Raw genomic sequence first — 21526 nt, 5'->3', positions numbered from 1 at the left:
CGGAGACCAAACTGCGTACACTTGCGGGCGATGTCGAAGCCGATGGCGACCACTGGACCCGGTGTTGCGATAGATTGGTCTTCAATGGTTAAGTTGAGCTGTATGTAATGAGTTGTAAAGGAAATGACAGCGATGGAAATTGATCAGTGGCGTAGAGATTACCTGCAAGGTGGCCTGCAGCGGGAAGACCTGGCGGATGATCCGATCAGCCAGTTTCGCAGTTGGCTGGAAGAGGTGGTCAAAACGAATATCTCGGACCCCAGCGCCATGTGCCTGGGTACCGCCGATGCCAGCGGTCAGCCATCACAACGTATCGTGTTGTTGAAAGGGTTTGACGAGGCGGGCTTTGTTTTCTATACCAACCTGAAAAGCCAGAAGGCCTGGGATATCGCCGCGAATCCGCAGGTATCCCTATTATTTCCCTGGCATTTTCTCGAGCGCCAGGTCATCGTGCGCGGCGTCGCTGAGCAGGTGGCCGATAGCGAGGCGGACGCGTATTTCAGTACGCGCCCCAGAGAGAGCCAGATTGCCGCCTGGGCATCGCATCAGAGTGATGCCATAGTGTCGCGTCAGGTATTGGAGGATCAGTTCGCGGCCTGCGCGAAAAAGTTTGCAGACTCCGCGGTGCCGCGCCCGGACTTCTGGGGTGGTTATCGGGTTGTGCCTCACGCCATCGAGTTCTGGCAGGGCAGGGCGTCCCGGCTACACGATCGTTTCGTCTATCGCACCATGCAGAGTGGGGAATGGCAGCTGGAACGGCTGAGCCCCTGATCCGCCTCGCTGCTATTATCCCTGAAAGCTATGGTTATCCCTGAAAGCTATGGTTGGACGAGTGTGCAATAGCCTGAGTGAATATCTAAAAATAAACTTTTGAAACTCGGACAGCTCTTGTAGTCTTTGATTGCCGGCATTGGAGAGTGTCGGCAAAAACAGCGCGGTTTCAGATCGGGTTGTCAGAGGTATTGGCGACAAGCAATACCGGTCATAGTGAATCTGTTGCTGGAAATTACATAAAAATAACTCAGTGCAATGGAGAGAGATTATGGGAAGCGATTCCAATGCTTTCAATACGCCTATTACCCCCTTTAATTCCACCTGTGAACGAAAGAAAAGCGCGAGCCTGACCCTGGCTTCGGCCTGTTCTGTATTTGTACTTTCGGTTGTGTGTGGTTCCGGTGATGCGCGCGCAGTGGAGAGTTCTGTCAATACTTTGATGGAAGAGGTTCAGGTTACTGCGCGCAAGCGCGCGGAGGCTGAACAGCTGCAGCAAGTGCCCGTGGCTGCTACTGCCTATTCCGGGGACCAACTGGAGGCACTACAGACGCGAGATCTGCAAAGTCTCTCTTTCAAGATGCCAAACGTGCAACTGGAGGATATCGGTACCGTCAAGAATACGGCCAACTTTACCGTGCGCGGTCTGGGAGTAAACAGCTCGATTCCCTCCATTGATCCTACTGTAGGAGTGTTTGTCGACGGAATGTACATGGGGGTGAATGCCGGGGTTGTCACCGACATGTTTGACCTGGAAGGTATCGAGGTGCTGCGCGGGCCGCAGGGACTGTTGTTTGGCCGCAATGTGACTGGTGGTGCTGTGGTGATAAAAACCGCGCGTCCATCCGAAGAGTTCTCCAGCAAGTTCAAACTCTCAACGACGGACAATCTCGATACCGTTGCTGCGGCCACCGTAAACGGTGCTATTTCCGAGCGGGTTAATGGTCGAATCACTGCCTATTACAATGATGATCAGGGCTGGTTCGAGAATGTATACACTGGTGATGACCAGGCCGGTGCCTCGGATACCTGGTTTGTGCGGCCGAGCCTGAGTATCGCCCTGAGTGAGTCAGCTGAATTGTTGGTGCGGATGGAGCACGGACGCATGGACGCCGCCGGCGTGGTGGCGCAGAACCGCGGCGCACTGGCCGCTAATTTCCCGGCCTACCCACTATTTGGAGTCGATGTCTCTGATTGGGATAACGGCGAAGGCTCGTTTGAAATTGCCCAGAACGAACCGGGCTATCAAAACGACGAATGGTCGCAGATGATTACCGAGTTCAATCAGGATGTCGCCTTTGGTGACGGTACCATTACCAATATTCTGGCCTGGCGTGAATATGCGGCGATTGGCCTGGGTGATATCGACTCTTTGCCTATTACCGCGTTTCACGCCCATACCAGTATCGACCAGAGCCAGTTGAGTAATGAGTTGCGCTACGCCGGCCGTTTCGGTGCGGCCGCCGTGACCACCGGGTTGTACTGGTTCAGCCAGGACCTGGCCTACTTTGAAAATCGCCAGTTGCCCCTCAATGGTCTTGATATTACCGGTGGCGGTTTGCAGGAACATGAGGCGCTGGGTGTGTTCGCCCAGGCGGATATCGACCTGAACGAAGCCTGGGTACTGACTCTGGGCGGGCGTTATTCCACCGAAGAAAAATCCGCAAAAGTTGCCACCATTAATCCTGTGGTGACGGCGTCGACCCTATGCGATCTGGAAGGCTGTGCATTTTATGATTTCGACGACAGTGCGCGCTGGAATGCGTTTACGCCCAAAGTAGGCCTTCAGTGGAATCTATCGGACACCGCACAGATCTACAGCTACTGGACCAAAGGGTTCCGCAGTGGCGGATACAACATGCGGAATACCGGGCTGTTACATGAACCTGGCCCCACGGATCAGGAGGAGCAGACATCGTTTGAGATCGGCGGAAAAGCGGAGTGGCTGGATGGGCGGCTGCGCACCAACGTAGCCCTGTTCCACAACACCATTGACGATATGCAGCGTGAGGAAAACCTGACGGATCCCGTATTTTCGGTTGTTCAGTATATTCGCAATACCGCGGATGCCACCATTCAGGGGGCGGAGTTCGAATTGATGGCAGTGGCTAGCGAGAATCTGCTGTTCACTGCAAACGTGGGATATGTTGATGGTGCTTACGATAGCGTTCGTGGTGACATCAGCGGCGACGGGATGGTTGATGAACAGGATCTTGCCCTTGATATACCGCGTCTCGCGCCCTGGACTTACGGAGTCGGCGTGGTGCATGATCTGCAGATGGGTAGTCTGGGTATGTTGACCTCGCGGCTGAACTTCAATCACCGTGACGCGGCGCCCTATACCGACAATAATGTAGGCATGCTGTCGGAAGCGGATATGCTCGATGTAAGTCTCGGATTTGTGCCCGACTCCGGCAACTATCGTCTCGCACTGTTCGGGAAAAATATGCTTAATGAGGTCACCGAAGGCAACAACACGCAACTACCCTCGACATTGGGTGGGCCCGGTGCGAGCTTTACCCCGCTGAATAAGGGGCGGGTGTGGGGCCTCGAATTAACTTACGAGCTATAACCGTTCGTTTTTATGAGCCCGGCACTGCCGGGCTTTTTCGTACCAGGGCTCAGGTATCAGGAAAACGGAGTTATCACATGCGATATATTGACCTGCCAGAGCACGGTGGTCCGGAAAAAATGGTGGTCGCCGAAGGCGAGTTGCCAAAGGCTGGCGCTGGCGAGGTGTTGATTCGTGTAGCCGCGGCTGGTGTCAACCGCCCGGATATTGTGCAGCGTGCCGGATATTACCCGCCGCCACCGGGTGCATCTCCGGTAATGGGGCTGGAAGTGGCAGGTGAGGTTGCCGCAGTCGGTGGTGGTGTGCAGCGCTGGAAGATCGGTGACCGGGTGTGCGCATTGACCAACGGTGGTGGTTACGCCGAATATGCGGTTGCGCCCCAAGGGCAGTGCCTGCCGATTCCCGAGGGACTGGGTGACATCGAAGCCGCGGCGCTACCGGAGACGTTCTTCACGGTATGGAGCAATCTGATGCACCGCGCGCACCTACAGTCCGGTGAAGTGTTGTTGGTGCACGGCGGTTCCTCCGGAATCGGCACCACCGCGATCCAGATTGCGGCCAATTTAGGTGTGCGTGTGTTCACCACCGCAGGCAGTGATCGCAAATGTGCAGTATGCGAGCAGCTCGGCGCAGAACAGGCAATCAATTATCGCGAGCAGGATTTCGTGGAGACTGTACTCTCGGCCACCGGCGGCAATGGTGCCAATGTGATTCTGGATATGGTGGGCGGCGCCTATGTCGATCGCAATATCCAGTGTGCCGCTCGCGATGGTCGCATCGTCAATATCGCTTTCCTCAATGGCGCGAAAGTGGAGGTCAATATGCTACCGGTGATGCTGAAGCGCCTGACGCTGACCGGTTCAACCCTGCGCCCCCAGCCGCCCGAGGTGAAGGAAGCAATCGCCCGGGACCTGGAGCAGCATGTGTGGCCGCTGATTGCCGCTGGCAAGATCCGTCCACATGTGACGGCCACATATCCGCTGCAATCGGTAGCCGATGCCCACCGGAAAATGGAATCTGGTGAGAGTATTGGCAAGATAGTGCTGGTGAATTGAGGGATATCTTCACTTGTTGCAACAGATGCTCCAGCCGTGCAGAGAGATTGGCAACGGTGGGCAGTTCCTGAAGCCGGATATGACCCACATCACCGGGTTTCAGATCGGTGTAGGCTTTGTAGATGTTGCTGATATTCTGCACGTAATGCACGGGTTCCGCACCGCGCACATAGCCGTAGCGGGCTTTTTTGAAATAGCGCGGCTCGGAAAGCTTGAGCATCGCTTTTTCCACGTTATCGAACCACACGTTTGGATCCAATCCCAGTTCTTCCGCCAGCCGCTGGGCGTCGTACAGGTGGCCAATTCCGGCGTTGTAGGATGCCAGTGAGAACCAGAGTTTGTTTTCCAGTGTCAGGTCCTCGTCAAATCGATCGCGTACCCAGTTGAGATATTTGACACCGGCCTCGATCCCGCGCTTGGGTTCGAAAAGCGGGTGAGGATAACCGACCTCATCAGCGGTGCGCGGCATTACCTGCAGTAGTCCCTGAGCGCCCACCGGTGATTCTGCCTTGGGGTTAAAACTGCTTTCCTGCCACATCTGCGCAACGATAAGGCGCCAATCGAACTCGTGCTTGCGTGCCGAGCGCTTCACCAGTTTGTCGAAGGGGGAGAGATCCCCGTCCGGGGTCAGGCTTTCCAATAGTTTGGCGGTTGCGGTGCGGTCAGGCTCGAAATACGTTTTGATTTTTTTGGCGTAACTCTCGCTTTTCACATATTCGGACAGAAACGCATCCAGTTTTTTCAGCAGCGCGTGGCTTTTTTTCTCTACCATCCATCCCTGCGGTAGCGGATCGCTGACCAGCGGGCCGGCGGACAACGTATCGCGGAGCATGGACTGTATTTTGGCGGCGTGCGCATCGACGATGGTCACATCCGCCTCACCATTGGCCACCATATTCATGATGGATTCATAGCTGATTTCCGGTGGGGTGAATTCGATCTTCAGTTTGATGCCGCGTTTCTGCAGCGCTTTTGCGGTTTCGACAAAGGCGGTTGTCGGGCGCAGTGTGAGGGTGCGCCCGTTGAGATCATCAAGGGTCTTGATCTCCGGTTTGGCGTTGTTGCTGAGAATCTGCTGAGCGGTTTCGAAGTAGGGTGTGGTGAAGGCTACACCCTGCGCCTTGCGCTCAGGCGTGATGGTCATGGACGCACCGGCGAAGTCACCACGGCCTTTTTTCAGCCATTCAATCAGGGACTCCTCGGGCGGGACGGCGATCAATTGCAGCTCGAGGTCGTGCTTTTTCGCAAAAGCCTTGGCGAGATCGTAGTCGAAGCCCATCAGTTCGCCTTTCCACATAAAGTAACTGGTAGGACCGTTGTAAGTAAGAAAGCGGATAATGTCCGATTTCTTGATGGCTTCCCAATCCGCGGTGCGTTCGACCGGGGCCTTGATCAGTTTTTTTGTGAGAAAATTATTGATGCGAAGACGCAATTCAGAGGAGTCTTTGCGCATGGCCCATACAATATCCTGATCACCGCTGACCATAGCGCCAGCTTTCAGGTCGTCTCGATACGACAGAAATCCCTCGACGATATTGCTGTCCAGGATCATAACCGCATTTTTTCTTGCCTTCATTTTATCGAACACGCGGTCGAGGGGTTCACCGACCTGTAAAACCAGGGTTTCCAGTTTGGCATCGGGGATCTTGTCCACCAGTTGTTTGGCGGTATCCATGTAAGTGCTATCGGCGAGCGCGATAATCGTGATGCCTTTTAATGCCTCCACTGAACTGATATTCGGGCCATCTTTTCCGGTGATCAGCTGTTGCCGAACGCGGTAGATATTTTCACTGAGATCGTAACGTTCTTCACGCTCGTCTGTCCGGGTGAGGTTGGCGGCGACCACATCGGCACGGCCATCATTCAGCATCTGTAGCGCCTCTTCCGGGGTTGTAGCGGTCACCCAGTAAGGCTCCAGACCAAGTCGTTTGGCCAGATCTGCAGAGAGATCAAAGTACAGTTGTGTGACGATGGTGGCGCGGGGCAGCATGGTGTCGAAACCGGTAACGAGATTTACAAAGCGTATGGAACCGCGTTTCTCCAGGGCATCCAGGTCACCTTTCTCGATATAGTTTTCAAACGGGCCTTTGTGAAACTTGCGCTCTGTGGGTGGTTGTTTTTCCGGTTGGCTCTCTGATTTGGCGTCTACCTGAGAATCTGCCTGGGGATCTGTCGGGTCCTTATGACAGCCGCTCACCGCCACTGCACACAGCAGAGTCAGGTGCAGGAGGTAGGTGTAGAAGCTTGTAGTGTGGGGTTGCATTCGCATGGGCAGCTCCGCAATTCCAGAATCGCATAGCCCGCAATGCTAATGTCCCGACAGCGGAAATGGTGTTTCCAATCTGCCGGGCAGTAGGAGGTGATAAAAGAAATAGGAGAAAGTCACTGTTACTCGACCCGTGCGGCGATTTGTCCACGGCTCAGTTTCGCGGTGATCTTCTGCCCTGACTTTACATCGTCTGGCTGTCGAATGACCCGTTGGTTTTCATCAAGTAGAATGGCATAGCCGCGATCGAGCACCGCCAGGGGGCTGACACTGTTCAGCAACTGGCCGGTATAAGCTGCCTGCTCCTTCTTGTGTTGTAGCAGTGCCTCTACGGATTTGTGCAGGCGTTGGGTCTGATGGGCCAGCTGGCTGTGCGCAACCGCAATTCTCTGGCGGGGGTGTACCTGATTCAGGGCGCGTTCCAACTGTGTCAGTCGCTGGGCATGAGACTGGGAGCGGGTGCGCACCGCGGCCTTCAGGCGCATTTCCAGGTGGTCCAATCGCTGCGCGTGATTTTGCAGCTGCTCCCTGGGGTGGCGGATACGATTACTTACCAGCTGGATTTGCTGCCGCTGATGGCGCAGCTGAATTTCCATGGCGCGGGTCAAGCGCCAGCGATACCCCTCGACTTCCTCACACAGTGCGGCTGCATTGGCGCTGGCGATCTCTGCCGCCGCGGACGGTGTCGGTGCGCGTACATCCGCTACCAGGTCGGCAATGGTGGTATCCGTTTCGTGTCCCACCGCGGAAATTGTTGGAATCGGACACGCCGCCAGTGCGCGTGCCACGATCTCTTCGTTAAAGGACCACAGGTCCTCCAGTGACCCTCCGCCGCGACCCACGATCAACAGGTCGTGGCGCTGCAGCCGTCCGGCCATGTGAATGGCGTCAGCGATCTGCTGGGCCGACCCTTGACCCTGTACCGACACGGGAATGAGTTCTATCTTCGCTGCCGGGTAGCGCCGCCCCAATACTTGGATCATGTCCCGCACAGCGGCACCGGTGGGAGAGGTAATGATGCCGATGGTGGCGGGCAGGTAGGGCAGGGGTTTCTTGCGCTCGAGATCGAACAGTCCATCGGCCTGCAATTTCGCCTTCAGCATCTCCAGCTGGCGCATCAGGGCCCCGAAGCCCGCTTCTTCCAGGTGTTCGATGATCAGCTGGAATTCGCCGCGCCCCTCGTACAGGCTCACCCGTGCCCGCGCCAGGACCTCGCGACCGTTACCGGGCTGGAAGCGCACGCTGCGGTTGCGCCCACGGAACATGGCACAGCGCACCTGGGCGCGGGCGTCTTTGAGGGTGAAGTACCAGTGTCCGGAGCTGGGGGCGGCAAAGTTGGAAATCTCGCCTCCGACCCATAACAGCGGCACATTTCCCTCTAACAGCTGTTTCACTTCCCGATTCAGTTCGCTGACGGTCATGACCGGACGGCCGTCGGTGGGGAGTGGATTGGGTGTGCCGGGGGGAGTATTTAGCATTTACGTCTCAACTGGGCTGGCTTGGGCGGGCAATATTGCAAGGATGAGGGTTCACGTAAAGAGTTTTGCCATTCCTGTAGAAATAGGCTTTTGTTTCGGGGCGGGTTGCGGCTATAATCGCGCCGATACCCAATCCCGCTCCCTAGAGGTTTGAGTGTCCATGTCTGAATCTCTGCGTATTGCACGCGAAGCCCTCACTTTTGACGACGTCCTCCTTGTGCCCGGTTATTCCGAGGTCACGGCCAAAGACGTTTCCCTGAAGACAAAACTGTCTCGCAATATCACCCTGAATATTCCGCTGGTGTCCGCCGCAATGGATACCGTGACCGAATCGCGCCTGGCCATTGCCCTGGCTCAGGAAGGCGGTATCGGCATCATCCACAAGAGCATGTCTATTGAAGAGCAGGCTCTTGCGGTACGCGCGGTCAAGAAATTCGAAGCGGGTGTTGTAAAAGACCCGATTACCATCGAATCGGACGCTACCGTACGCGAGCTGATCGCGCTCACGGGCCACCACAACATTTCCGGTGTACCGGTGATGGAGAAGGGTGACCTGGTCGGCATCGTTACCAGCCGTGACGTGCGTTTCCAGACCAACCTGGATATTCCTGTTGCCAAGATCATGACGCCGAAAGAGCGTCTGGTAACCTGTGACGAAGGCGCCTCCCCCCAGGAAGTGCGTGAGTTGCTGCACAAGCACCGTATCGAGAAAGTGCTTGTCGTCAATGACAAGTTCGAGCTGCGCGGCCTGATTACCGTCAAGGATTACAACAAGGCAGAGCAGTACCCCAACTCCTGTAAGGACGCCGATGGCCGACTGCGTGTCGGTGCTTCCGTCGGTACTAGTCCGGACACCGACGACCGCGTTGCCGCGCTGGTTGAGGCCGGCGTCGACGTGCTGGTAGTGGATACTGCTCACGGTCATAGCAAGAATGTGATCGAGCGAGTGCGCCGAATCAAGGAAATGCACCCGCAGGTCGACGTGATCGGAGGCAACATTGCCACTGGTGAGGCGGCCACCGCGCTGATGGAAGCGGGTGCTGACGCAGTAAAAGTCGGTATCGGTCCCGGCTCTATCTGTACTACCCGTATCGTGACCGGTATCGGTGTACCGCAGATTTCCGCGATCGCGGAAGTGGCCAAGGCGCTGGAAGGTACCGGTGTGCCGCTGATTGCCGATGGCGGTATTCGCTTCTCCGGTGATATTTCCAAAGCCATCGTTGCGGGTGCCTACTCGGTAATGATGGGCTCCATGCTGGCGGGCACCGAAGAAGCCCCCGGCGAAGTCGAGCTGTATCAGGGCCGAACCTACAAGTCCTATCGTGGCATGGGTTCTCTGGGCGCCATGTCCCGTACCCAGGGCTCCTCCGACCGTTACTTCCAGGACGCCAGTAAGGGCGCCGAGAAACTGGTGCCGGAAGGTATCGAGGGTCGCGTGCCGTACAAAGGCCCGATCTCAGCCATTGTTCACCAGATGATGGGTGGCCTGCGTTCAGCCATGGGCTATACCGGCAGCGTCGACATGGAAACCATGCGTACCAAGCCTCAGTTTGTGCGTGTTACCGCCGCTGGCATGGGCGAGTCTCACGTTCACGACGTGCAGATCACCAAGGAAGCGCCGAACTACCCGGTGGGTGGTCGTTAATTTTCATTTGCGTAACGTTCCATTCGCGAATCAAAGCCGCGCAGAATGTTTTCCGAAAAATAGAAGTGCACTATTAAAGTGAACCGCAAACGGACCTCTCAGGGTCCGTTTGCCGTTTATTAACCCCTACGAGTAAGCCATGAGCCAAGACATTCATTCCAGCCGAATCCTGATCCTCGACTTCGGCTCCCAGTACACCCAGCTGATTGCCCGTCGCGTGCGTGAGCTGGGTGTATTCTCCGAAATCCGTGCGTTCGACATGAGCGACGAAGAGATCCGCGAGTACAACCCCCAAGGTATTATTCTCGCCGGTGGCCCGGAATCTGTACCGGAAGCCGGCTCCCCGCGCGCGCCGCAGGCGGTGTTTGATCTGGGCGTGCCGGTACTGGGTATCTGTTACGGCATGCAGACCATGGCACACCAGCTGGGCGGCGCTGTAGAGGGCAGTAACGTGCGTGAATTTGGCTACGCGCAGGTGAAAGTGGAAGGTGAATCCGCACTGCTGCACGACATCAAGGATCACCTGGATGACGCCGGCAATGCACTGCTGGACGTGTGGATGAGCCACGGTGACAAAGTGGTGAAAATGCCAGAAGGCTTCGAGTTGATGGCTTCCACCCCGTCCTGCCCGATTGCCGGTATGTACAACGCGGAAAAGAATTTCTTCGGTGTACAGTTCCACCCGGAAGTGACCCATACCCTGCAGGGCACTCGTATCTACGAACATTTTGTCATTCAGCTGTGTGGCTGTGAGAAGTTGTGGACACCGGAAAATATTATCGAAGATTCCATTGCCAAGGTGCGTGCACAGGTGGGGGATCAGAAAGTCCTGTTGGGCCTGTCCGGTGGTGTCGACAGTTCCGTGGTAGCCGCGCTGTTGCACAAGGCCATCGGTGATCAGCTGACCTGTGTGTTCGTTGACAACGGCCTGTTGCGCAAGAACGAAGGCGATCAGGTCATGCAGATGTTTGCCGACAATATGGGTGTACGGGTGATCCGCGCTGACGCAGAGGAGGAGTTCCTGTCCCGTCTCGCTGGGGTGGATGAGCCGGAAGCCAAGCGCAAGATTATCGGTAATACCTTTATCGAGATCTTCGACCAGGAAGCGACCAAACTGAAGGATGTGAAGTTCCTGGCCCAGGGCACTATCTATCCGGACGTGATCGAGTCCGCTGCGGCAAAAACCGGCAAGGCCCACGTGATCAAGTCCCACCACAATGTGGGCGGGCTGCCGGAGGATATGGCGTTTGAACTGGTGGAACCGTTGCGCGAACTGTTCAAGGACGAAGTGCGCAAGATCGGCCTCGAGCTGGGGCTGCCTTATGACATGGTTTACCGTCACCCCTTCCCGGGCCCGGGGCTGGGCGTGCGTATCCTCGGCGAAGTGAAAAAAGAGTACGCGGATATCCTGCGCGAAGCAGATGCCATCTTTATCGAAGAGCTGCACAACGCGGACTGGTACCACAAGACCAGTCAGGCGTTCGTGGTGTTCCTGCCGGTGAAATCCGTGGGTGTTGTCGGCGACGGCCGTCGCTACGAGTACGTAGTGGCGCTGCGTGCCGTGGAAACTGTGGACTTTATGACCGCGCGCTGGGCACATCTCCCCTACGAATTGATTGAGAAGGTTTCCAACCGCATCATCAATGAGATCGAGCACATTTCGCGGGTGGCTTACGACGTCTCCAGTAAGCCACCGGCTACGATTGAGTGGGAATAAGTACTCATTTGGTAGCTGCTGTTCCTAACCAGCAAGAAATGACAAAAAAGCCCATGTTTTCATGGGCTTTTTTGTGTTTAAAGCGCGTGGTTTCCAGCAGTGATTGGCAGGGTAAAGCTTGGTGATTTACCTCTCCGGAGGCAGATGAAAGGAGGTGCCGCAGACATCTATGCCGGGTTTTTGTCGACCCAGCCTGCGCATTGCCCAGAGCCCGAACACTGGCCCCGGAAGTAACCACCAGGTTACCCAAACCCCTTGCCATTGCCACAGTGCTGTAGTTACTGCAATGGACGGGATAGTCAAAGCAAAGCCCACGGTATTTAACATGGCCAGGGTTGAACCGATTCGCTCTCTCGGAGCTGTTTCCGCGGCCAGAGCCGACAGCTGAGGAGAATCCGCAATTGCAGTGAGCCCCCAGATGGCGAGTAAAACGAGGACCGTTATGGGTGGCAAAAACGCAAGCAATGGATACGCCATACAGACTAGCCCGGAGGACGCCAGGGCCAGGCGCGCCACTGGCAGGCTTCCTACGTGTCGGCTCAGTACCCCGCCGCCCACACAGCCCAGCAGCCCAATTGCGATGATGGCGAATGACAATAACGGAATTGAGGAATCCGGCGCGTTGAGACGGAGCATCTCGCGTGTCACCAAAAATGGGACAAGTGTCCAGAACGCATAAAGCTCCCAGCTGTGCCCAAAGTAGCCAATGGCAACGGCGCGGAAACGCCTTTCCCGGAAAGCGGCAAACCCTTCTCGCAGCTGTGCTTTGCCACTCGATGGCGGTAAGTGCGGACCATCACCCAGAGCGAAAATAGCCGCTCCGCCAAGTAATGCTAATCCGGAAGCACCCAGAAGTGTCCATTCCCAGGGGAGTCCCAATGTCGCGCCGCGCAGTAAATGGGGCAGGGCAGTGCCTAACGTTAGCATTCCAACGAGCCAGGCCATCGCGGCCCCCACATATTTAGGCGTCCAGCTGATCACCAACTTCATACCCAGGGGGTAGATCCCCGCCAGGCTTAGACCTGTGAGAAACCGGAGGAGCAGATCAAATGGCTGATAAGCCGCCACCAGCGCAAAGCCGGCATTCGCCAGGGCACCTGCCAGACACGAAATCGCGAATATGCGGCTGGCAGGCAATCGATCTGCTAGGCCGGTAGTGGCAATTGCGAGCGTGCCGGTAATAAAACCGGCCTGCACAGCCAGGGTCAGCCACCCAAGATCAGCTTCGGTTAATCCTATATCGTGAATCAGGGCCAGGCCCGCGCCATTTACGGAGAACCAAAGTGAGGTGCCACATAGTTGGGCGAACACAATAAGGAATAGCGGGAAACGCTGAATCAAGTTTGGCACTGCACCTCACCATATTTAAAGTGACAGATAGGGTGTCCTCTGGTTGAAATTGTGGGCCACGGTACAACTTCAAGCAGAGGGCTGGGTTCTTATTGTGAGCAAGCTCCGTTAACCGCCAAGGCATCACAAGGAGTGGTGCGTTTGGCAGCAGGGAGGTGATTGTCTTTTGGATTCGCCAGGGCGGTTGTTACTGACTTCACTTGCCTGTAGCCAGTTTTCAGTAGAAACGTTGGTGCGCGCCCGTAGCTTTTGATTCCCACAATATAAAGACCGGACTCAGGGTGTGAAAGCTCAGCAGAGCCATGTTCCGGGACCGAACCACACGTATGTAAGTTTGGGTCAATAAGCGGGCCCAGGTCCGCCGGGCTTTCTGTGGCCGGGTCAAGCGAGGTGCGCAACTCAGACAATAGAGCAAGATCCGGCCTAAACCCGGTTGCGGCAATGAGCTGATCCACCGGCGGCAGTTGCCCAGAACGGCTTTGTACGAATAATTTGCCGTTTTCAGTTCTAATATTTTCGATTGCTAGATCGGTAAATACCTCGATTCTTCCCTCGGTAAGTAACTTTTGAATGTAGATTTCCAGTCGCCGACGCTCTTGCAGCTCGTCATTTTCAGGTGAGCGTACGATATTTGTTACTGAAGAGCCACGTACTCCCCACAGGATTCGCATGCCCTCAGATTGATCTGAAAGTTTGACTAAGTCCTGTAGGGCGTTGAATGCCGAATGGCCGCCGCCGACCACAAGTACGGATCTGCCTGCGAACCGTTCACTGGCGGCGCCCAAAATATCAGGTACTCCATAGGTAATCTGTTGGGAAGCCGCAAGCTCTCCAATTGCTGGAATACCATGAGCACCAAGCCAGTTGGGGGTCTGATACGTACCGGACGCGTCGATTACTGCCTGAACAATAATGTCGCGTTCGCCTTCGGTGTTGGAGGTGCGTATTACGAAGGGCGCGAGAGGCCGTTCTGCATTTCGGAGAATATCGTGATATTGACGGCTTACAGCTTCAACGCGGGTATTCAAATGCAGGTGGGGAGCAATCGCTTCATGGGACGCTAGAGGAAGTACGTAGCGCTCCAGTAGCTGTCGTCCGGTGGGAAACTCTGTCGGGGCTGGCGCGGCCCAGTCCGTATTCTCAAGAAGAGACATTGCAACAGGGTCCATATTGTATGACCAGGGTGAAAACATACGCACATGGCCCCAGTTCGCTAGGTTTGCGCCAGCGCGATTGCCTGACTCAAAAATAATGGGGGTGAGACCGACATCAATCAGGTTCGCTGCAGCACTCAAACCAATAGGGCCCGCACCAATGACTGCAACCGGTAAGTCTTTTGCGTTAGATGTCATGCATATATCTCCAGTAAAGGTTGGTAGTAACAACAATGTGGTTAAAAAAAGGCTTAGGTGCCGAGACGAGCCCGTGCCGCTACGGTAAGTTTTTCCAACAGCTCAAGCGCGGCATCGACTGCTTCTGGAGGCATATCCGTGATCATCAATGCCTCTTCTGCGATCAGACTTTTGCGTATGGTTTGATAGAGCTCGCGGCCGTCGGGAGTCAGCGACAGCTGAACCGCACGCTGGTCCATCGGATCCGGGGTCTTGAGCACATAGCCTTTACGAAGCAGGGCGTCAACTACACGGCTTGTAGTGCTTTTATCGAGACACATCTCGTCCGCTAAGCCTTTCAGTCTCAAGGGGCCAAGCTTTACCAGGGTTTCGAGTGCATAGCATTGAGCGACTGACACGTTGTGGCAGCAAATACTTTCGCGATCACGGAATTGATGCACACGGATCAGCTGGTTGACCGCTTCGTAAAGGGCTTCTGCACGCTTGAGCTTGGATTCCATCTGAATGTCATTGCCTATGTTGCTAGTAACAACCATATCCTAGAGATTGATTCTCTACAACCCCTGGCCCCCTGGCTCTGCCTCCTGGCCGCGGATGGAGGGGATCTCTACCGCTATTCCGCTTCCCGGTGTTAAACCCGCTCCATTGGCAATCTGTAAACCCGATATTGCCCCCACATCTGCCCGTCCAAGGCTATTCGAATGGTGAGATTTTCTAAAGTTATTGTGATTTTATTTCAATTTTATTCAAGATCGGCTCAGCATAGAATGCGCACATCGACTGACGGCAGGCCGGAAAACCGGATGCCAGAGGGCTTCCCGTGCAGGGTGAGATACTGAAGTACGGGAGTCTGATTCAGGCTTAATTGTGGACTCAGGATACGGACCGCTATGAGTAAAGAGCTTACATTCGCCATCAAGCGTATTGCTTTCGATGAACACTATCGTCCATCGGACAGCTCACGAATTACAACCAACTTCGCCAATCTGGCCCGAGGGGAGCGTCGGCAGGAGAATCTGCGCAATACTTTGCGAATGATTGACAACCGCTTCAATGCACTTGCGCACTGGGATAATCCCAATGGGGATCGCTATTCCGTGGCACTGGAAATCATTTCTGTGGACATCGATGTCGAAGGTAATGGAGAGACTTTTCCGACGATAGAAATTCTGAAAACGAATATTGTCGATCGCAAAGCCGGCAGGCGTATTGAAGGTATCGTGGGCAACAATTTCTCGTCTTACGTGCGGGACTATGATTTCAGCGTATTGCTGTCGGAGCACAATAAGGGGAAACAGGAATTCAGCCTGCCGGAAAACTATGGTGATCTTCACGGAAAAATATTCAAGTCTTTCTTGGGATCCAATGCGTATAAAGAAAGTTTTAAAAAGCCACCGGTAATCTGTCTGAGCGTGTCAAGCAGCAAGACATACTACCGCACAGAAAATCAGCACCCGGTGCTGGGTTTTGAGTACAGGAACGATGAGTATTCATTAACGGATGAATACTTCGCAAAGATGGGATTGCGGGTTCGTTATTTTATGCCTCCGGGTAGTGTTGCTCCCCTGGCGTTTTATTTCGCTGGTGATTTGCTGGAAAATTATTCAAATCTTGAGCTTGTGAGCACTATCAGCACCATGGAAACTTTTCAGAAAATCTACCGGCCCGAAATATATAACGCGAATTCAGCCGCAGGGAAAATCTTTCGGCCCAGCTTGAAGCATGCCGATTATTCTTTGACCCAGGTTCAGTACGACCGGGAAGAGCGTAAACAGTTGGCGTTAAAGCAGGGGAAGTTCACCGAAGAGCGGTTCATAAAGCCGTATAAACGTATCCTCGATCAGTGGGCAGCCAATTGCGCTGTTTGATTACCCGGAAAATAAGATTTTTACTATGCAAAAATTATTGCCGACCTCTACCGCGGGCAGTCTGCCCAAACCGTCATGGCTGGCCGAACCGGAAAAACTCTGGTCTCCCTGGAAGCTGGAGGCTGCTCAATTAACGGAGGGCAAGCGGGATGCACTGAGCCTCGCGCTGCAGGAACAGCAACAGGCAGGTATTGATATTGTCAGTGACGGTGAGCAGACCCGGCAACATTTTGTAACCACGTTTATTGAACATCTCAGCGGTGTTGATTTTGATAAGCGTGAGACTGTGCGAATTCGTGATCGATATGATGCCAGTGTACCGACGGTTGTGGGAGCCGTGTCCCGACCAAAATCGGTTTTTGTCGAGGACGCCAGATTTTTGCGACGGAAAACCAGCAAGCTGATCAAATGGGCCCTGCCGGGTCCCATGACGATGATTGACACACTATATGACGGTCACTATAAGAGTCGCGAAAAACTGGCCTGGGAATTTGCCCGGATACTTAATCAGGAGGCTCGGGAGCTCGAGGCGGCGGGTGTCGATATCATTCAGTTCGATGAGCCCGCCTTCAATGTTTTTTTTGACGAGGTAAATGACTGGGGGGTGGCGGCGCTGGAAAGAGCTGTCGAAGGTCTACGCTGTGAAACAGCGGTTCATATTTGTTATGGCTATGGTATCAAGGCCAATACGGATTGGAAGAAAACGCTGGGTTCCGAGTGGCGGCAGTACGAGGAGGTTTTCCCCAGGCTGCAGCAGTCGAGTATCGATATCATTTCTCTGGAGTGCCATAACTCCCGGGTTCCAATGGATCTGCTGGAACTGATTCGAGGAAAGAAAGTGATGGTAGGAGCCATTGACGTGGCGACGGATAGTATCGAGTCACCGGAAGAGGTTGCCACAACCCTGCGCAAAGCGCTGCAATTTGTGGGTGCCGACAAGCTTTACCCTTGCACTAACTGCGGTATGGCGCCGCTATCCCGCGAGGTGGCCAGGGGTAAATTGCAAGCACTGAATGCCGGTGCCGAGATTATTCGCACAGAGCTTTCGGCCAGCTAGTTCGGAACCAATCATGTCAATTCACAATGCGGCAATAGAGCCACTGCACTTTCGCCAGGCGCTGGGGCACTATGCCTCCGGTATTACCGTCATTACATCGCAACTGGACAACGACCCGGTAGGCTTTACCTGTCAGTCGTTTTATAGCGTATCGATGGCCCCGCCCCTGGTTTCGTTCAGTGTGATGTCGAGCTCTTGTAGTTATCCCAAAATACGTCGCGCCGGCCGATTCGCGGTCAATATTCTGTCTGGCGCTCAGGTAGAAATTTCCAATCAGTTTGCGCGGCGGGGCGCGGACAAATGGCGTGGCGTCGACCGGAAAGAGTCACCGCTCGGCAACCCGATTATTACGGGTAGTCTGCACTGGCTGGATTGCGAAATACACGCCGAGCACACTGCCGGTGACCACCTGATCGTCATTGGAGAGGTAAAAGCGTTGGCACAGCAAGGGGGTACCGTAGACCAGCCACTGCTGTATTTTAAAGGGCAGTATTGCAATCTTGCCGAACATGGCGTGCTTCACCCTGGGCACCGGTAATTTTATGACAGTGGGGGAAGCGCAGCACTTAGTGTTTTTTCCCGAAGGGGGCCGATAGTGCTCTGAGGTTTTCCAGCAATTTCTGAGCCCGGGCTATGTTGGCTCGAAGCTCGACATTTTCCGGGGCGATGGCTTCCGCTTCACGCCATACTGTCAGCGCCTCTTCAATGTGTCCCTGGCTGTAGAGGTCATTGCCGGTTTTGAGGGCAGTGTCTACCCGTGCGTTCAACTGCATGTTGAACTGCGACTTTAATGGAGTCAGTTGAGGGTGTTGCGGCGCTTTTTGTTGAAGTCGGTCTATATGTTGCTGAGCGCTGACCAGGTCGCCGCTGGCTAACGCCTGCTGAAGCTCTGCGATGGGCAGCCGTTCAATTTTTTTACGGGGCTGTGGTGTGCGCCGCGGTTGTGGTGGACGGAGCCGGTTGTTTACCGCAGCCAGTTCTTGCTCAATCTCATTCCGAAGGTGTTCATTTTGCGGCAGCAGAAGCTCTTCGCCATAGAGCCCTCTGGCGACTTTCAACGCGCGCTGTACTAATTGGTCGTCGGTTTTCTCCTCTCGCTCTAGAGCCCGCTGGGAGAATTCCAGCAGTGATTGTGCGGATGCATTGCGTTTACGATCAAAGTTCTTTAGTTCCAGCCAGTTCAGCACACCGGGCCCCTGCAATTGTTGCAGGCGCTGATAGGCTTGGGCATCTTTTAGCAGTTGTTCACCCTGGTGGATCGCCATTTCCATGCGCACACGCTCCTCATGGAGTTGACGGCGTTCCCGCAGTTGTTGTTGAGCGCTACTGAGTGATTGGCTGTGGGGCCGCAGGCGGGCGGCGCCTTTGAGTAATTGCATGGCACCGTGCCAGTCATTTTGCACTTGGAGTGCGCCCGCTGCGCGGATCACATCGCGCTCAAACTGTTGCAGCTCTTTCTCCAGCCGGGCGATCTGCTGCTGTTGCGTGGGAGAGGGTTGTGGGTATTGCTGGAGCTGTTTCAGATCCGCGGATTGCTGACGAACCTGAGCCAGTGCCTCCCGCGAGTAGCCCGGTAGTGTTTCTGGCGTCGTGGGGACCAGGCTGCAGCCGGGAAATAGCGACAGCAGTAAAAAACCAGTCAGATACCACGCGCTTGTACACCTGTGGTCAGGCATGATCAACCGCTCTTCGGTCTGGTGACTGAATGTCATTCTGCAGGAGCTGGTTCAGGTTGGCCTCCAGGGTCAAACGGGCATCCGTGCGGATATCCCGCACGGAATAGACCTGCACGGGTACCGATTTACCGCGTATCGACAGGGTCTGCTCCATTTGAGCGACAATGCGCGGCTGCAGCATACTGAATAGCTGCTCCCGGATTATGATCTGGTTCGGAGCCGCCTCGCAGCAGAGACGAGAAGCAAGGTTTACGGCGTCGCCGACCACGGTGTATTCCATACGCTCGTCCGAGCCTAGGTTTCCCGCCAGCATGGCACCGCAGTTAATGCCGATGCGGAAGTGGACTTCCGGACGTCCGTCGGCGCGCCGTTGTTCGTTCAGTCTGGCCGCCAACTGCTGAATCAGAACGCCGCAACTGACCGCGTTGAATGCGTGGTCGGTATCATCTTCCAGCACCCCGAACACCAGCATTGCACAGTCGCCAATAAACTTGTCGACAACGCCGCCATAGAGTGCGCAGGCGCGAGAGATGTATGAGAAGTACTCATTCAACAGCTCGGACACCTGGCAGGGTTCCAGTTTTTCCGACATGGCGGTAAAGCCTGTGATGTCAGCAAACAGCACAGTCGCCTCGATCGGCCGATCCACCAGACGCACCTCATCCAGGTTGGCGAGCACCTTGTCCGCAACACTTTTTGAGACGTAGCGGGAAAACACCTGCTCAACCTGGGATTTTTTCAACAGCCCGGCGGCCATATTGTTAAAGCCTTCAAACAGGTAGCCGATTTCGTCGTTGCGTTGCGCATCGATTCGCGTGGCCAGGTCGCCGCGGCCGATAGCCTCGGTCGCCTCCATCAGGTGATGAATCGGGAGCGATAAACGGCGGCTCAGCCAGTAGGCTAGCAGGGAGGCCAAAAGGATCATGGCAAGAGTTGCGTAGATGACCGCAGTGCGGGCCTCACTGGCGGCGCGATCCATCAGTGACGCGGATAGCGTCACCACCACTGAGCCTACGCGGACGCCCTGGTACATAGCGGGCGCCACAAAGGAGATCACACGCTCCGAAGCGGCTTCTGCTTCCTGGTGAAACCAGGGGTGTGCACTTGCTTCGGTGGAAGCCAGCGTAGAGGTTGGCAGGGTAGGCTGTATACCGGATGCCGACAGCAGCGCTCCGCTGTGCGCATAGATTCCCGCGCCGAGCACTTTCGCCTCCTGCCCCAGATTGGCCGTCAGTAGGCTCAGGCTCAGACTGTTCTCGGAAAGAATGGGTTCGCTGGCCTGGCTTGCCAGCTGGAGTGCCATGGCGCTGCCAAAATCGTGGAGCTGGGTGCGGATAAGGTGATTTTGCTTGTCACTGATCAACAGGCCGAGGGTGGTCATGCCCAGAACCAGCAACAGGGTCATGGCCAACGCCAATTTGAAAGCGATGGGGACGTGGCGTGGGCGCAGTCGAGCCAGATTCACCTGTAGACCGGCAATAACGTGCTTCATTGTCGATTTGGTCTTGGTGGTCAAGTGCGTGCTCGTGTGAATTTGGGGAGGGCTGAGAAAAAGGGTGTTGTGGTTAAGAACTATACCAGCTCTTGGCTATTCACTCTCGGTATTGCCGTGAATGAAAGGCGGTGCCCTCCGTCGGGAGGAGAGGATAGCAGGGTGAGACAGGTGAAAAAACAGAGCCGTGCTGATAGTATCCCGTCGCGATATTTAGCGTGATTCGCCATCATCCGAGTGGCTTTCCGGGAGCGCACCGCAGTAGAAGAAGGGAACTTTCCGCATTTCCTGTTATCACAGGACACGCTTTATTCCATTTTTGATAATGAGTATCATTTGCGAAGTTAACGCAAAGAGAGTATAGAACCATGCAAGCTAATTCCTTTCTCCGTAAGCATCGCGGCCTGGGGCTGGCAGTCGGCCTTACCGCGTTGTTGACCACGGCCCAGGTTTCCGCCAATGGCGAAATCGGCGACCACGTAAATGATCTGAAAGGCCATCTGGGGCAGTACTCGGAAGAAGTGAGCTGGCTGGTTGGCAAATACGACGGTGTGGTCGATACCTATGAGGCCAAGGGTAAGGCGGCCGTAGAGACTCAGCAATTGATCGATTTCTGGGAAGAAGTGGATTTCCACTCCGCTATCGAAACCAATTACGTCCCTGTTTACGCGAACATCTGGCAGGGCATTTACGGCATCAAGCAGGCCATTGAAGCCGGCAAGCCGGCGGCGGAAGTGCGCGCCGAGCAGGATAAACTGAACGCAGCCTTCTGGCAGGCCCTGGGTGCGGTGAAGCTCGCCTCTCAATATCAGGAGAAAGGGTTACTGGCAAAGGTTCAGACAACCGAATCCGAGCCCACCACCATGCCGGAGACCCTGGATGACATCAATCATCGTCTGGACCGGGTCGTCGCCAAATACGCGGAAAAGCTACCGGAAGCAGCAACCACAATTGTCCACGATACCTACCTGCATCGTTTTGAGGGTGTGGAAGGTGCGCTGATTGAGCAGGACGCTGCTTTGGTGGAAGACCTCGAGAAAGATTTCAATGTGACCCTGCCACAGGCGCTCAATGGAAAAACCAGCGTAGATGACGTGCGTAAGGTGGTGGAATCCATGCAAGCAAAAATCAACCGCGCCAAAGAGCTACTGGTGGCGGCCGAGAAAAAGCGCAAGGACGTTTTTTAACGCGCGCGCATTCATTTACCCAAGGGCCCTGAAGATGAAA

15 protein-coding genes and 1 pseudogene are annotated in these 21526 nt (G+C 55.1%); 9 read left to right on the top strand and 7 right to left on the bottom strand.

Annotated elements, in window-relative coordinates:
• Positions 1-132 precede the first annotated feature (132 nt).
• The 3 genes from pdxH (at position 133) to AAFH99_RS12965 (ending at position 4398) form a co-directional block, all read left to right on the top strand.
• The gene (gene pdxH / locus AAFH99_RS12975) at positions 133-771 is read left to right on the top strand and encodes a pyridoxamine 5'-phosphate oxidase (protein ID WP_043315598.1); all 639 of its coding nucleotides are present in this window, start codon (positions 133-135) and stop codon (positions 769-771) included.
• Between the two features lie 271 nt (positions 772-1042).
• Positions 1043-3343: a TonB-dependent receptor gene (locus AAFH99_RS12970; protein ID WP_406827925.1), complete on the top strand. Its 2301-nt coding sequence runs from the start codon at positions 1043-1045 to the stop codon at positions 3341-3343.
• Positions 3344-3420: 77 nt separating this feature from the next.
• Entirely contained in the window at positions 3421-4398 is a 978-nt protein-coding gene (locus AAFH99_RS12965; RefSeq protein ID WP_081847852.1) for an NAD(P)H-quinone oxidoreductase, read from the top strand.
• 280 nt (positions 4399-4678) lie between these two features.
• Here AAFH99_RS12965 and AAFH99_RS12960 read toward each other — a convergent pair.
• Both AAFH99_RS12960 and xseA read right to left on the bottom strand, forming a co-directional pair.
• A pseudogene (locus AAFH99_RS12960) lies at positions 4679-6388 on the bottom strand (transporter substrate-binding domain-containing protein); the annotation flags it as partial.
• 398 nt (positions 6389-6786) lie between these two features.
• Positions 6787-8142: an exodeoxyribonuclease VII large subunit gene (xseA, locus tag AAFH99_RS12955; protein ID WP_043315604.1), complete on the bottom strand. Its 1356-nt coding sequence runs from the start codon at positions 8140-8142 to the stop codon at positions 6787-6789.
• Positions 8143-8302: 160 nt separating this feature from the next.
• Here xseA and guaB point away from each other — a divergent pair, with 160 nt between their 5' ends.
• Complete coding sequence (gene guaB, locus AAFH99_RS12950; protein ID WP_043315606.1) at positions 8303-9787, top strand: IMP dehydrogenase; 1485 nt, start codon at positions 8303-8305, stop codon at positions 9785-9787.
• Positions 9788-9926: 139 nt separating this feature from the next.
• Positions 9927-11504, top strand: coding sequence for a glutamine-hydrolyzing GMP synthase (gene guaA, locus AAFH99_RS12945; protein WP_043315608.1), 1578 nt, complete (start codon positions 9927-9929; stop codon positions 11502-11504).
• A 126-nt stretch (positions 11505-11630) separates the two neighbouring features.
• On the opposite strand, the gene AAFH99_RS12940 is transcribed toward guaA, so the two are convergent.
• From AAFH99_RS12940 to AAFH99_RS12930, 3 genes are all read right to left on the bottom strand, one after another.
• Complete coding sequence (locus AAFH99_RS12940) at positions 11631-12845, bottom strand: MFS transporter (RefSeq protein WP_406827924.1); 1215 nt, start codon at positions 12843-12845, stop codon at positions 11631-11633.
• 98 nt (positions 12846-12943) lie between these two features.
• The gene (locus AAFH99_RS12935) at positions 12944-14206 is read right to left on the bottom strand and encodes an NAD(P)-binding domain-containing protein (protein ID WP_406827923.1); all 1263 of its coding nucleotides are present in this window, start codon (positions 14204-14206) and stop codon (positions 12944-12946) included.
• Positions 14207-14259: 53 nt separating this feature from the next.
• On the bottom strand, positions 14260-14742 hold the full coding sequence (locus AAFH99_RS12930; protein WP_406827922.1) for a MarR family winged helix-turn-helix transcriptional regulator: 483 nt from the start codon (positions 14740-14742) through the stop codon (positions 14260-14262).
• A 354-nt stretch (positions 14743-15096) separates the two neighbouring features.
• Here AAFH99_RS12930 and AAFH99_RS12925 point away from each other — a divergent pair, with 354 nt between their 5' ends.
• Genes AAFH99_RS12925 through AAFH99_RS12915 form a run of 3 tightly spaced genes read left to right on the top strand, consistent with a single transcriptional unit; the run spans position 15097 to position 17669 of the window.
• Positions 15097-16074 carry a DUF1852 domain-containing protein gene (locus AAFH99_RS12925; protein WP_043315610.1) on the top strand — a complete coding sequence of 326 codons (978 nt, stop codon included), beginning with the start codon at positions 15097-15099 and terminating at the stop codon, positions 16072-16074.
• A 25-nt stretch (positions 16075-16099) separates the two neighbouring features.
• Positions 16100-17131, top strand: coding sequence for a methionine synthase (locus AAFH99_RS12920; RefSeq protein ID WP_043315612.1), 1032 nt, complete (start codon positions 16100-16102; stop codon positions 17129-17131).
• A gap of 13 nt (positions 17132-17144) precedes the next feature.
• The gene (locus tag AAFH99_RS12915) at positions 17145-17669 is read left to right on the top strand and encodes a flavin reductase family protein (RefSeq protein WP_043315614.1); all 525 of its coding nucleotides are present in this window, start codon (positions 17145-17147) and stop codon (positions 17667-17669) included.
• 28 nt (positions 17670-17697) lie between these two features.
• On the opposite strand, the gene AAFH99_RS12910 is transcribed toward AAFH99_RS12915, so the two are convergent.
• Positions 17698-18807: a tetratricopeptide repeat protein gene (locus AAFH99_RS12910; RefSeq protein WP_043315616.1), complete on the bottom strand. Its 1110-nt coding sequence runs from the start codon at positions 18805-18807 to the stop codon at positions 17698-17700.
• Positions 18800-20323, bottom strand: coding sequence for an adenylate/guanylate cyclase domain-containing protein (locus AAFH99_RS12905; RefSeq protein WP_156035058.1), 1524 nt, complete (start codon positions 20321-20323; stop codon positions 18800-18802). Before AAFH99_RS12905 ends, AAFH99_RS12910 begins: the two co-directional genes overlap by 8 nt.
• A 344-nt stretch (positions 20324-20667) precedes the next feature.
• On the opposite strand from AAFH99_RS12905, the gene AAFH99_RS12900 reads away from it, so the two are divergent.
• On the top strand, positions 20668-21486 hold the full coding sequence (locus AAFH99_RS12900) for a hypothetical protein (protein ID WP_043315620.1): 819 nt from the start codon (positions 20668-20670) through the stop codon (positions 21484-21486).
• Positions 21487-21526: the final 40 nt, after the last annotated feature.

This window comes from Microbulbifer sp. ARAS458-1 (genome assembly GCF_045348205.1).
GTDB lineage: Bacteria > Pseudomonadota > Gammaproteobacteria > Pseudomonadales > Cellvibrionaceae > Microbulbifer.
The sequence above is the reverse complement of the archived record's forward strand: the minus strand, read 5'-3'. Positions and strand labels throughout refer to the sequence as shown.